Source organism: Clostridium sp. K04 (genome assembly GCF_019734375.1).
GTDB lineage: Bacteria > Bacillota > Clostridia > Clostridiales > Clostridiaceae > Clostridium > Clostridium saudiense.
Genome location: NZ_JAASHD010000030.1, coordinates 1 through 13997 on the forward strand (window position 1 = coordinate 1; position 13997 = coordinate 13997).

The window sequence follows — 13997 nt, forward strand, 5'->3', positions numbered from 1 at the left end:
ACATAAAAGACCTAAAAAATTGTCTTAAAAAAATTTTTTAGGTCTTTTATTCCGAAAGGCACTTTTTCAGTGCCCTCCATAATGGCAACTCTATTTTTTTATTTGTGTATAACGTTCATATAAAATGATACATCTACAATATTATTATATACAAAAAATAAAAAAATATATGATAAACATTATTGAAAGTAAAATAAGCATAAAAGTAAGAAAGTTTTCATAGAATTTTTTGAGAACAATAATATAGGGAAAGTTTAGAATGAGTGTTAAAGTAGAATTATTTTCAGGGTTTCTTGGAGCAGGAAAAACACAATTAATAAAGAAGCTAATAGAAGAAGGCTATTATAATGAAAATATAGCTATTATTGAAAATGAATTTGGTGAAGTAAGTATTGATGGAACAATATTAAAAAGAACAAATACATTAGTAAAAGAAATTAATGCAGGATGTATTTGCTGTCAGGTAACCGGTGATTTTAAGGAATCAATTTTAGATGTTGTTGAAAATTGCAATGTAGACAGGCTGTTAGTAGAACCTACAGGAGTAGCAAAGCTAAGTGACATAAAAAAAGTATTTGAAGAGAAAGAATTGAAAGATGTTGCTTATGTTGAAAAGGCAATAACAGTTGTTGATGCAGAAAAATTTAATTTATATTTATCTAATTTTAAAAGCTTCTTTGATAACCAAATAAGAAATGCTGATATTGTGATATTAAGTAGAACTCAAAATATAAGTAGTGAAGAGGTTAAGAAATTACATGATGAAATAGGAAAAATAAATAAAAATGCAATCATCGTTAGTAAGGAATGGAAAAATACTAAAGCTGAAGACTTAATACCAAAGAATTTTATTATAAGGAATAAAGGTACAAAAAGTGGAAAAACATCATTAAAGAAAAGCAGTTTTTCTAAAGGAATACTTAAAAAAGAAAATAATGAAGAAGACCAATTTGAAAGCTTTGCACTTAAGGTTAATAGAAAAGTTTCTAAGGAAGAACTTTTAAGTAAATTTAATTTTATTAAAAATAGCTTTGAATTTGGAGAAATAATTAGAGCAAAAGGAATAGTTGACACTAATAATGGTAAGGAACAGTTTGACTATACTTTATCTGAAATAAATATGGAAAAGATAGCTTATAGAGGAGAATCTGTTATTTCCTTTATTGGGACAAACTTAAATAGAGATAAAATAAAAAATTTCTTTCTTTAGGTGGTGGTATTATGAAGGTTGGCATAGAAGTAGTTACTGGATTTTTAGGGGCTGGAAAGTCAGCCTTTATTAATTCATTAATCAATAAAACTAAGGCAGTTGGTGAAAAAATAATAGTCTTAACATGTGAAAGCGGAAATGTAAAAATTAAAGAGTTAGAAGAAAATGATATTACTGTTAAACATATTGATTTTATAGAGGATAACTCAGAGTTAAACGGAGAAATTTATAAGATTGTTAAGGAATATAAGCCACATAGGATAATAATTGAGTATAACGGTACAGAAACTTTAGAACATTTATACAGATGCATTTTTGATAATGAAACAGGAAAACTCATAAAATTAAATACAATGTATTTTGTATGTGACGGAGATAGCTTAGATTTTTATATTAAGAATATGGGAGAACTTTTACTTCCTTTTATTCAAAGTAGTGATGTTTTAGTAATAAATAATTGTTATAAGTTAAGTGAAGAAAAAATAGAGGAAGATATAGATCTTCTTGGTACATTAAATCATAAAGCACAAATTATAAAGTCAAATAATAATGAGGATTTCGAAAAAGCATTAGATGAAAGTAAGTTGCTTGAAAATAATTTTTTAAGAAACATGAGGGTTAAGATAATTGATTATATGAGAAAGTGAGTTAGCAGGTGAGAAAGTGAGTATAAGTAAATTTGAATCTTGGATGTGGAGTTACCTTGGAATTATTGTTGAAGCACTACCTTTTTTACTAATAGGTGCAGTTTTATCAGCAATAATTCAAATTTATGTTTCTGATGATTTTATAAAAAAAATAATACCTAAAAACAGTATTATAGGATATTTTATAGCTGCAATTGCAGGAATATTTTTTCCAGTTTGTGAATGTGCAATTGTTCCTATTGCAAGAAGCTTAATAAAGAAAGGATTACCTGTAGGTGTTGGAATTACATTTATGTTAGCTGTACCTATAGTTAATCCCGTTGTAATTATGTCTACATATTATGCATTTCCAGATAACATAAGTGTTGTTATCTATAGAACTATTGGAGGAGTAGTAGGTGCATTAATAGTTGGTTTATTGACTGGTATAATGTATGACAAAAAGAAGAAAAATGAAGTTGTTAAAGATGATAATGTTGGACTTTATTGTGATTGTTGTACTTATAGTAATAATTATTATATTTCATTGAAAGGTAAGATAAAGAATTTAATATTAAATGCTTCTAATGAATTTTTAAATATAAGTATTTATTTTATTTTTGGTGCATTCCTTTCAAGTATTTTTGTTGTTTTTATGCAAGATAGCTTAATAAATAATATGACCTCAGGAAAAACCATAGGAATTATAATAATGATGTGTTTGGGCTTTTTACTTTCTTTATGCTCAGAAGCAGATGCATTTGTTGCAAAAGGGTTTATGGACAACTTTGGGGTTGCAGGAGTAATTGCCTTTTTAATATTAGGTCCAATGATGGATCTTAAAAATTTAATTTTAGCCTTTGGATTCTTTAAAAAGAAGTTTGTCCTTAAGCTTTTAGCAATGATTTCTGTTGTAGTATTTCTGATTTGTTTAGTTGTAGTTTAATTAATATATGGGGGAGCTATGAAAAAATTCAATGTTGATGAATTAATATGGTTTATTATTTTAATATTAATGGAAGTTTCGATTGTTTTTTTAATAAGAAGTGGAAATATTACTAACTTTGTAGGAGTAGACATGATAAAATACTTTTACTTAAGTATAGTTATTTTAGGTGTGTTTACAATTGCTCAGTTTGGAAGAATATTTACTATTAAAAGAAGGGTTGAAATAACAAATAAATTTATTCCATTAACTTTCACATTATGTATAGGTTTTATTTTGCTTTTTATATTTCCATTATTAAAAACTAATAATATAAATAGTGATTTGGGCCTTAATAAAAACGATGATGCTATAATTATAAATAGCGAAAATTATGAAATTTTAAATGACATAAATGACAATAAAGAAAAGTTCGAAGGAAAAAAGATGATTTTTTTAGGGTATGTAGATAAAAGTGAAGAAAATCCTGATTGCATTATTATTTCAAGAATAGCAGTGAAATGCTGTCAGGCAGATAAAGAAAAAATACAAATAAGAGTAAAAGGTATTGATAATGATTTTGAAGATGGGCAATGGATAAGTATAAGCGGAGAAATTTGCTTTGATGAAAAGTTCTTTATATTAGCTAATGAATATAAGCTTCAAAATGAACCAACGGATATATATTATCATGAGCACCTTTAGGGTTGTTCTTTTATTAGAAAATTGATATTATATAAGTTATGAGACCCTATAAGATTAATAGGGAAGTTTAATAAAAATATAAAGGCGGGATGAATTAATGGAATTGCCAAAGGTTAAAGTGGCAGATTTTGAAGGACCTTTTGATTTATTACTACATCTTATTAAAAAGAATAAGATGAATATATATAATATAGAGATATATAAAGTTACAAATCAATATTTAGAATATCTTAATACTAGAAAAGTAATGGACCTTGAAATTACATCTGAATTTATAGTAGTAGCAGCTACTTTAATAGAGATAAAATCAAAAAATCTTTTACCAAAAGTAAAGGTTGATGAAGAAGAGGAAAGTGAAGAAGATATTGAAAAAAGATTAATGGAACGACTAATTGAATATAAGAAGATAAAGAACGTTTCAGAATTCTTTAAGAATAAATATATAAATGCTGGTGAAGTTTTTAGTAAAAAGCCTGAAATTATTGAAGAAATAAAACCAGAAAAAATCGATAATGATGATATATTTAAAAATCTTACACTTTTAGATTTATATAATATTTATAATAAAATATTAGAAACCTATAGAGAGAAACAAAATAAGGTTAATGTAGTACAAAAGAAGATATATGTAGATAAGTATAAGGTTGAAGATAAGATGGAAGAACTTTTAGAAAGGTTTAATTCTAGTGAAGTTATTGAATTCAATAACTTAATGAAAGAAAGTACATGTAAGCTTGAAACTGTAGTAACATTTTTAGCATTATTAGAGCTTATAAAGATAAGAACTATTCAAGTTTTCCAAGATGAGAGTTTTTCAAATATACTTATTAAGAGGAGGAGAGATATTGAGTAACATTGATGTTAAGCAATATGAATTTAATGAACTATCAAGAAAGTCAGATATAAAATCAGCCATAGAATCAATGCTATTTGTAAGTGGTGAACCTTTAGCATTAAGGGAATTAAGCAATAATTTAGAACTTAAAGAAAAGAATGTTGAAGAAATCCTGAGTGAAATGGCAAATGAATATGAAGATAAAAGTAGAGGAATAAGATTAATTAGCATAAATGGAGCATATCAATTAGTAACTAAAAGTGAAAATTCAGATTTTGTTCAAAAGCTATTAAAGAAAAATAAAAAACATTCTCTATCACAAGCTTCTATAGAAAGTTTAGCAATAATTGCATATAAACAGCCAATAACACGTATAGATATAGATGAAATAAGAGGTGTTAAATCTGAATCTGCTATTGCAAGATTAATTGAAAGAGGATTAATTAAAGATATAGGTAGATTAGAAGTTCCAGGAAGACCAATACTTTATGGAACAACAGATGAATTTTTAAGACAATTTGGTTTAAAAACAATAAAGGAATTACCATCATTAGATTTATATAGTGATGAAGAAACTCAAAGTTCAATTGATTTATTAAATAAAGCAATTGAAGATATGGAACCAGAAGTTGATGATTTTGAAAATAATGATAATGAAAATAATATAGAAGAGGAAGTAGCAGAAGAGATGAATGAAGCTGCTATTGATGAAGATAAATAATTTTTATTATATAAATAAAGCTGTATCAAAATTTAATTGTTTTGATACAGCTACTTTTTTATAAGTCTAAATCTTGACTTTCAGTTCCAGCATTTTTATCTTTAAAGAATCCTTTAAATAAGTCTAAAAGTTGAGGAACTGAATCTACAATTCTATCAACAGTATTATCATAATCTACAGGTTGCAATCTTACAGAGCCGTCCTTAACTATTAAAAATGCTACTGGCTTTACAGTGACACCAGCCCCTGAGCCACCACCAAAAGGATAATTTTCATCTCCATCATCTTTAACAGCAACATGGTTACCAAATTCACTTCCACCAGATGCAAAGCCAAAGGTTACTTTAGAAATTGGAACAATCGAAGTTCCATCACTAGTTTCTACTACATCTCCAACTACAGTGTTAACATCTATCATATCACGTAAATTTTCCATAGTACTTCTCATTAAGTTTTCTAATTCATGTTTATCAGCCATAATAATCCCCAAATAAAGGGATTCACCTCCTATTTTTATTAAATGATTTTATAATAATAAAACATATATAAATAATTTTTGCTAAATTAAAGGTAATTATACTGTTTAGTGTGAGTTCAAAAAGTATTTTATCTTTAAAAATAGGCTTAAAATCATTTTTATATCTTTTTACCTTAAATATAATAGAAAAAATATTTAGTAGGATTGGATTAATATTATAAAGTAAACCAAAAGCTATAGCAGTTTTGCTTGAATCTCCTAAGGAATAAGAAATATTACTATCAAACTTTAATGTTGGCTTAAATTTATTATAAGCAAGGTTATGATAAAGTTTTTTAAAAGGTATTTCTTTAAACTTAACTTTTTTATTAGAGGAGTCATTATCATCTTTATGGTCATCAATTGTTTTTTCGATATTCTTACCTTTATCCTCTTTTGGTTTTTTCTTATTAAGAAATTTCTTTATTAAGCCACCATCATTAGATAATAAATTAATATTATAAATTTTTACGTAAAACCTATCCTTAGAGACATAAAAATGAAAGCTCAGGGGTATAGGTATAAACAAAATTAATACTATAACAACAAAAATTATTAAAATATGCATAATTAACCTCTCCTAATCTTCTATTAGTATTGCCACAAAAATTAAATCTAAATCATAAAAATTTAATAAACATGTTTAAAAATTTAATAAATGAAAATACTACATGTGTAAGGAGAAAATAGGAGTGATGGATATGAAAAATTTTAAAATCCTAGGAGTAACTTTAAGTTTAGTACTAATTATTTGTAATTTAATGAATAATTGTGTTTATGCGCAAAGCTTTGATGATGAAGATGAAGTTGAAGATTTAGCTATAATCGATGATATTCAAGATGATGATATAGATGATGTTGATATGGAAAATCTATTAAATAGCATTAGAGTAAATGCAAGATGTGCTATAGCAATGGATAGTAAAACAAAGCAAGTGTTATTTGCACAAAATGCAGACGAAATAGTGCCTATGGCAAGTACAACAAAAATCCTTACAGCCTTGATTGCAATAAGTCAAGGTAATTTAGATAGAGAAGTAACTATAAGTAAAAATGCATCATCTATAAGGGGATCAAAAGTTAAATATACAGCTGGTGAGAAAATAAAATTAATAGAATTATTATATGGACTATTATATAAGTCTGGTAATGATGCAGCAATTGCAATAGCAGAAGATATTGGTGGTAGTGTAGAAGGATTTGCTAATATTATGAATGACTATGCAAGAAGTTTGGGATTAGTTAATTCTCACTTTGAAAGTCCACACGGGTTAGATAGTGCTAAGCATTATACATGTGCTTATGATTTAGCATTATTAACTGCAAAGGCAATGGAAAATGAAACATTTTGCCAAATTTGTGGAACAAAAACTATAACAAGAGATGCATCAGGTTTTACAAGAGATTATAATAATATCAATAAAATTTTGTATAGAATTCCAGAAGCTAATGGAGTAAAAACTGGATATACAGGTCAAGCAGGAAAATGTTTAGTTTCATCAGTTAGACATGAAGGTAGAAACATTATTATCGTAGTTTTAAATTGTAGTGACAGATGGAATGTTACAGAACAAATTTATAAATATGTTTCAGATAATTATTGTTTTAAAGCAAATAATATGAAAGATATTGTAAATTCATCAGAATTTATTAATTTAGGAACAATAGTTGAAGAGTCAGAATTTGATTATGGATTTAAAGGTCAAGGATCTGTTGAGGTAGAAGTGTTTAACACATTATTTGATAAAAATAGTGGAGACATTATAGGAAAAGTAGCATTAAATGATAGTGGAAATGAGTTGTTAAAAAAAGCTCTAATATGCGACACTGATATATCACAAAAAGAATTTGATAGTTTAATACAAAATGAAGGCACTAATAATTAGTGCTTTTTTCTTTTATTGTATATAAATTTGGTATAAAATGAATATATAGGTATTGTTAATTATTAAATTAAAATAATGTAAATAGAATCGGAGGAGAATATTTTGAGTAAAACTATAGTAAAAGAATTAAAAGTATTATCTAAAACTAAATTTTTAAGCTTATATAATGCTGATTATATAAATAGGGGTGGTAAGGAAAAAACTTGGACAATTGCATCAAGAAAAACTAAAGAGGCATTAGAAGATCAATTCTTTAATGGAAAAGAAGATAAAGTAGATGCTGTTGTTATATTAGCATATCATAAGGATGAAAAGAAATTAGTTGCTATTAAACAGTTTAGAATTCCTTTAAATAACTATGTTTATGAGTTACCAGCAGGATTAATTGATAATGATGATGATATAATACCAACAGTTAAAAGAGAATTAAAAGAGGAAACAGGATTAGACTTAGAAGAGGTAATAGAAAGTAAAGTAGGAAATAAGCTTTATTTATCACCAGGTATGACTGATGAATCAGTTTCATTAGTATATTGTACTTGCTCAGGAGAAATTTCGACAGAAAATTTAGAGGAAGATGAAGATATCGAAACTATATTATTATCTAAAGAAGATGCAATTAAAATATTAAATAGTAATGAAAGATGTGATATTAAATTCTTCATGGCTTTACAGAGTTTTGTAGCAATGGGTGATGAAATTTTTAAATAAATTAAAAAAATAATTAAAATCTCAAAATTTTTTATAAAAAATCAAATTGTTTTATTTACTAAATGTTAGTTTCATGGTATATTAGTAGAAACTTAGCATATTGTTCTACAAGATATCTATTTTGGGATATATGGAAATTACAATTTCTGAGTGAACTTATGAAGAAAGACATAAAAACATTGGGGGGAAAACAACATGAAGAAAAACGAATATGGATTATTCACTGCCATAGCAATGATTGTTGGAATTGTTATAGGTTCAGGAATATTCTTTAAGAGTGACAATATTCTTGTTGCTACAGGAGGAAGCGTAGCATTAGGAGTATTAGTATTCTGTATAGCAGCAATTGCTATAATTTTTGGAAGTTTAACTATATCACAATTAGCATCAAGAAGTTCAAAAGAAGGTGGCTTAATAGCATATGCTGAAGAGTATTATAATAAGTCAACATCATGTGCTTTTGGTTGGTTCCAAACATTTTTATATTTTCCAACATTAATAGCAGTAGTTTCTTGGGTGGCTGGAATCTACATTTGCATTTTATTTGGAATAGAAGGAACATTAGAAAAACAAATGTTAATTGGATTAGCAATAATGGTGTTCTTATTTGTAATTAATACTTTATCAGCAAAGTTAGGTGGATTATTCCAAAATGCATCTACAATAATAAAGTTAATACCTTTATTATTAATTGCAGTTGCTGGATTAGTATTTGGAGATACAAGCAGTGTTTCATTTAGTGATATTACTGCAATGAAGTCTACAGGATGGATTGCTGCAATAGCACCAATCGCATTTTCATTTGATGGATGGGTAGTTTCTACATCAATTTCACATGAAATAAAGGATTCAAAAAGAAATTTACCAAAAGCTCTTATAATAGCACCTATATTTATTTTAATAGTATATGTTTTATACTTTGTTGGAATAAGCATGTATATAGGGCCAGAAACTATTATGAGCTTAGGAGATGCTCACGTTGACTTAGCTGCAAACAACTTATTAGGACCATGGGGAGCAAAAATTGTATTAATATTTGTTATAATTTCAATCATGGGTACTATTAATGGATTAACTTTAGGAATGATAAGATTACCACATTCTTTATCAGTAAGAAATATGTTCCCAAAATCAAAGGTTATTAATAAGATAGATGAAAAATTATTAATGCCAGTTAATTCTGCAATAGTAGCATTTATTATAGCTATAGTATGGTATATTGCTCATTACTTAACAACTAAATTTGGATTACTTCCAAATTCAGATATATCTGAAATATCAATTACAATGAGTTACACAATGTACATACTTTTATATGTAAAAGTTATTCAATTAGGTAGACAAGGTAAGATTTCAGGTATTTGGAATACTATAATTAATCCTGTTTTAGCTATAATAGGTTCATTAATTATTTTATTCGGAAGCATGGGTAATCAATTATTCTGGATATATGCGGCATTCTGCTTATTAGTAATGTTATTAGCAGTTTTATTTTGTAAGAAAAACGAAAAAATTATAAACGGTTGTTTAGAATAAATTATTAATAAAAATTTAAAACACACAATTATATGAGTTTACTCTTATAATTGTGTGTTTTTTTATAATATTTTACAGTAGAAAATTTTATATATTAGGCGATTTATAGTAACAAAACGGATTTAATGAAATAATCTATATAGTGTATAGTATTAATTTAGGAGTCGAAATGTTTAAGGAGACGATTGATTGTATAGATGCTGGTACTGAGTATTGCCCTTGCCATTTAGCTGAAAGTGGTGAATGCATACTTTGCTCTCAACTACAAGGAAGTCATTTTTGTGATTGTCTAAATTGGAATGGAGTTTGTATTTATCAAGAACTTTATAATAATGGTAATAAAGCTAAGGAGCAAAGAAAGGCTTATACCTGCAAAGTATCTGAAAAAGTGCTATGTCAAGATGATGTGCTTTTAATTAAATTTGAAGCACCACATAAATTAGCAATAGATTTAGCAAAGCCAGGAAGCTTTATATTTATAAGAAGTGATGAAAATGTTTATTTTGATGTTCCTATTTCAATATTAGATTCTAATATTGATACAAATATTATTTCAGTAATGATAGAAATAAGAGGTGTCAAAACAAAACAATTATTAAATATTGAATCTGGAGGAGAAATAACAATTAGAGGACCTTATTGGAATGGTGTATTTGGTTTAAAAAACATAAGAAAACAAAAAAATAATAATATTTTAGTAATTGCAAGAGGTATTGGAATGGCTCCTATGGTACCTGTAATTAAAAAATTAGTTCAAAATGATAATAAGGTTACTGTAATTGTTGATAAACAACCTTTTAATGATGTATACGTATCTGAATGGTTAGATAAGCTAAATATCGTTCCTCAAGAAATGAATTTAATTGAAAAAGGTAAGCTATCTCCTGAAGCTAAGGTGGCTATAAAATCAATAATTGGTTACAATAATATATCTTTAATCCACATTGCTGGAGCGGATATATTAACTTATGATGTAATCGAATATTTAGATTATTTAGATAGACAAGATATTGATTTATCATGTTGTAATAATTTTAAGATGTGTTGCGGTGAAGGTGTATGTGGAGCGTGCACAGCAAGGTTTTCAGGTCACAGAGTAAAGAGATTCTGTAAGGTGCAAGCTAGTCCAAGAGCTATATTTGAGGGGAGGAGATTAATATGATGAAGGTTATAATAGTTGGTGGGGGCTGGTCTGGATGTGCAGCTGCTTTAACAGCAAAGAAAGCCGGAGCAGAAGTCCATGTTTATGAAAAAACAGATCTTTTACTTGGACTTGGTAATGTTGGCGGAATAATGAGAAACAACGGACGTTATACAGCTTCAGAAGAGTTAATTGCATTAGGTGGAGGAGATCTAATTAAGCTAACAGATAAATGTGCAAGACATGCTAATATAGATTTTCCAGGACATAAACATGCAACATTGTATGATGTAAATAAGATTGAAGGTGTAGTTAGAGATTATTTAATAGATAAGGGAATTAACCTTCATATGGAAACAAGGGTAACAGACGTTGATTTTGAAAATAATAAAATTAATGGAATTTTACTAAGTGATGGAAGCTATGTTAAAGGTGATGTATTTATTGAAACTACTGGTACAACAGGACCAATGGGGAATTGTTTAAGATATGGTAATGGATGTTCTATGTGTATTTTACGTTGCCCAGCATTTGGACCAAGACTTAGTATTAGTGCAAGATGTGGAGTAGCTGATATTCAAGGTGAAAGAAATGACGATGTGCTTGGTGCATTTTCTGGATCTTGTAAGCTTGCTAAGGAGAGTTTATCTGATAGTATAAGAGAGCAACTTGATAAGACTGGAGTTGTTGTTTTGAAGGTTCCTTCTGAGGATGTTAATTATGGAAAGCTTAGTACTAAGGTTTGTCAACAATATGCTTTGAAGGAATTTGCGGAAAATGTAGTTTTACTTGATACTGGTCATGCTAAGCTTATGACTACTTATTACCCTTTACAAAAGCTTAGAAAGATTCCAGGACTTGAACATGCTAAGTATGTTGATCCTTATGCAGGAAGTAAGGGTAATTCTATAAGGTATTTGTCTGTAGCTCCAAGGACTAATGATATGAAGGTTGTTGGTGTTGATAATCTTTTCTGTGCTGGTGAAAAGTCTGGACTTTTTGTTGGTCATACTGAAGCAATTTGTACAGGTTCATTGGCAGGACACAATGCTGTTAGACTTATGATGGGAATGCATCTTTTAATTTTACCTTCTTCTATCGCAATTGGTGATTTGATATCTTATGAAAATGAGAAGTCTTCTACTAGGGAGGGAAGAAAGGACAGGTATACTTTTGCTGGAGCTAGTTATTTTAAGAGAATGCAGGAGTTAGGTTTGTATACTATTGATACTGCTGAAATTGAAGATAGGATTAAGAAATTGAATTTGGATAATATTTTTGAACAAAAATTAGTTTAGAAGATAGATAATACTCTGGGGGGAAAGTTACCCTCTAGAGTATTTATTTCTTGGGGACACTTGGAAAATATAGCAAATTAAATATAAAAAAGATTAATGAAGGAAAAGCTAGTAAGGAAAGAGATGAACTAAATGAAATAATAATAGATTATTTATAATTGTTAAGGACTAATAGTGGTGAAAGAATAGATTTAGAAATAGCATGTACATGTAAAATTATTAGGAAATTAGTGATAAGATTAAGAAGGTTAATTTGGATAGGATTTTTGAACAAAAATTAATATAGAGTATTTATAATCCCAAGGAGGTTATGGACTTCTTGGGATTTCTTTAGGATGAAATAACTAATTATTAATTATTCAAGTATTTTTGAACTATTATAGCTTAGAAAATAAAATTGTAAAAAATAACATAAAAAATATTGATAGTAACTTTTTAATATGATAAACTAATTAAAGTTACCGGTTACTTTGGGTTATAGAGTATATGTACGTGAAGTATAAAATTTTAGAGGTTGGGGTGAGGAGATGACTATAGAAGAATCAGTAATTGATGAATTACAAGATATTTTAAGTGAATTATATTTTAAATATGGTAAAGATAATGAAATAATAAGATTAAGTTGCATAATAGATAGCTTCATAGTTAAAAGGCAGAAGGAGGTCTTGATAAATTGAATGAATAATTTAAAAAATATTTAGTATTAAGCAAATACATAAAATATATATTAGAGAAAGAGGAGAAGAGGGTATATGAAAAAAGTAATTTGTCCAGGGGAAGCATTAATAGATTTTGTATCAATGGATTTAGGAAAATCTTTAAAAGAAACAAGTGGATTTTTAAAAAAGGCAGGAGGTGCTCCAGCTAATGTTGCAGCGGCTATATCAAAATTAGGTGCAGAAGCATATTTTTGTGGAACTGTTGGAAATGATGCTTTTGGTAGTTTTTTAGAAGATACATTTAAAAATAATAAAATTAATACTGAGCTTATGTTTAAATTAGATACTAATAATACAACATTTGCTTTTGTATCATTAATGGAAGATGGAGAAAGAGATTTTGAATTTGCCAGGGATGCTGATTCAAGATTGACTTTTGAGATGATTAAAGATAATCTTGAAAAGTTTGATTTATATCATTTTGGTAGTGCAACAGCTTTCTTAGAAGGAGATTTGAAAAAAACTTATTATAATTTAAAGGAATATGCAAAAAAGAATAATAAAATAATATCATTTGATGCTAATTATAGAGAAAGTTTATTTGGTAATAACAAAGAGGGATTTATAAAGTGTTGTATTGATTTTATTAAAGACAGTAATATAGTTAAGTTAAGCGAAGAAGAAGCTTTTTTAATTAGTGGAAAAAACAACATTAAAGAAGCTTCTGAATTCATTATAAAATTAGGGTGCAAAAATTTAATTATTACACTAGGGAAAAAGGGGGCGTTATTAACAACAAAGGAAAAACAAATTTTAGTACCAACAAAAGAGTTAAAGATGAAGGATGCAACTGGGGCTGGTGATGCTTTTATGGGAGCTGTATTAGCTCAAGTTGTTGAAAACCCACATAAATCAATGGAGGAAATAGTTAAGACTGCAAATATAGTTGGAGGTATAACTACAACTAAAATAGGTGCACTTGAATCTATACCAACTTGGGATGAGGTTTTAACTTTCATCAAAAACAGCTAGAAGTAATTGTGCTGAAATATTAACCAATTACAAAATTTATATTGTGTTAAATTAAATATCACCAAATAATATTAAAATAAGATATATCTTGAGTTAAATCTAGAGATGTATCTTATTTTTTACATAATATAAAAAATTAGGTTAGAATAAAGATAAAATTAAGCAACTTACTCTAAATTATAAGTTATCTAAAAA

The 13997-nt window shown here is 27.6% G+C and carries 14 protein-coding genes and 1 pseudogene; 13 read left to right on the forward strand and 2 right to left on the reverse strand.

Going from position 1 to position 13997, the window contains the following annotated elements:
• Positions 1–259: 259 nt before the first annotated feature.
• From HCG70_RS12400 to scpB, 6 genes are all read left to right on the forward strand, one after another.
• Positions 260–1210, forward strand: coding sequence for a GTP-binding protein (locus tag HCG70_RS12400; RefSeq protein WP_042396817.1), 951 nt, complete (start codon positions 260–262; stop codon positions 1208–1210).
• A gap of 11 nt (positions 1211–1221) precedes the next feature.
• Positions 1222–1857, forward strand: a complete 636-nt coding sequence (locus tag HCG70_RS12405) for a GTP-binding protein (RefSeq protein WP_042396819.1) — start codon at positions 1222–1224, stop codon at positions 1855–1857.
• A 16-nt stretch (positions 1858–1873) separates the two neighbouring features.
• On the forward strand, positions 1874–2782 hold the full coding sequence (locus HCG70_RS12410) for a permease (RefSeq protein WP_052330627.1): 909 nt from the start codon (positions 1874–1876) through the stop codon (positions 2780–2782).
• 18 nt (positions 2783–2800) lie between these two features.
• Complete coding sequence (locus HCG70_RS12415; RefSeq protein ID WP_042396822.1) at positions 2801–3466, forward strand: DUF1980 domain-containing protein; 666 nt, start codon at positions 2801–2803, stop codon at positions 3464–3466.
• A gap of 97 nt (positions 3467–3563) precedes the next feature.
• Positions 3564–4319: a segregation/condensation protein A gene (locus HCG70_RS12420; protein WP_042396824.1), complete on the forward strand. Its 756-nt coding sequence runs from the start codon at positions 3564–3566 to the stop codon at positions 4317–4319.
• Entirely contained in the window at positions 4312–5022 is a 711-nt protein-coding gene (gene scpB, locus HCG70_RS12425) for an SMC-Scp complex subunit ScpB (RefSeq protein WP_396021000.1), read from the forward strand. Before HCG70_RS12420 ends, scpB begins: the two co-directional genes overlap by 8 nt.
• A gap of 58 nt (positions 5023–5080) precedes the next feature.
• On the opposite strand, the gene ytfJ is transcribed toward scpB, so the two are convergent.
• Both ytfJ and HCG70_RS12435 read right to left on the reverse strand, forming a co-directional pair.
• Positions 5081–5500: a GerW family sporulation protein gene (gene ytfJ, locus HCG70_RS12430; protein WP_042402709.1), complete on the reverse strand. Its 420-nt coding sequence runs from the start codon at positions 5498–5500 to the stop codon at positions 5081–5083.
• A gap of 22 nt (positions 5501–5522) precedes the next feature.
• Positions 5523–6107, reverse strand: coding sequence for a DUF2953 domain-containing protein (locus HCG70_RS12435; protein WP_195949564.1), 585 nt, complete (start codon positions 6105–6107; stop codon positions 5523–5525).
• A gap of 193 nt (positions 6108–6300) precedes the next feature.
• Here HCG70_RS12435 and HCG70_RS12440 point away from each other — a divergent pair.
• From HCG70_RS12440 to HCG70_RS12470, 7 genes and pseudogenes are all read left to right on the forward strand, one after another.
• Positions 6301–7173 (forward strand): annotated as a pseudogene (locus tag HCG70_RS12440) (D-alanyl-D-alanine carboxypeptidase family protein); the annotation flags it as partial.
• Positions 7174–7527: 354 nt separating this feature from the next.
• Complete coding sequence (locus HCG70_RS12445; protein ID WP_042402714.1) at positions 7528–8136, forward strand: NUDIX hydrolase; 609 nt, start codon at positions 7528–7530, stop codon at positions 8134–8136.
• Positions 8137–8331: 195 nt separating this feature from the next.
• Entirely contained in the window at positions 8332–9672 is a 1341-nt protein-coding gene (locus HCG70_RS12450) for an APC family permease (protein WP_042402718.1), read from the forward strand.
• 169 nt (positions 9673–9841) lie between these two features.
• Positions 9842–10834, forward strand: coding sequence for a sulfide/dihydroorotate dehydrogenase-like FAD/NAD-binding protein (locus HCG70_RS12455; RefSeq protein WP_042402721.1), 993 nt, complete (start codon positions 9842–9844; stop codon positions 10832–10834).
• On the forward strand, positions 10834–12111 hold the full coding sequence (locus HCG70_RS12460) for an FAD-dependent oxidoreductase (protein WP_195952854.1): 1278 nt from the start codon (positions 10834–10836) through the stop codon (positions 12109–12111). The genes HCG70_RS12455 and HCG70_RS12460 overlap by 1 nt, the downstream gene beginning before the upstream one ends.
• Before the next feature lie 527 nt (positions 12112–12638).
• Positions 12639–12788 (forward strand): hypothetical protein, encoded by a 150-nt coding sequence (locus HCG70_RS12465; RefSeq protein WP_172676149.1) that lies wholly within the window; start codon positions 12639–12641, stop codon positions 12786–12788.
• A gap of 75 nt (positions 12789–12863) precedes the next feature.
• Positions 12864–13802 (forward strand): carbohydrate kinase, encoded by a 939-nt coding sequence (locus HCG70_RS12470; RefSeq protein ID WP_042402349.1) that lies wholly within the window; start codon positions 12864–12866, stop codon positions 13800–13802.
• Positions 13803–13997: the final 195 nt, after the last annotated feature.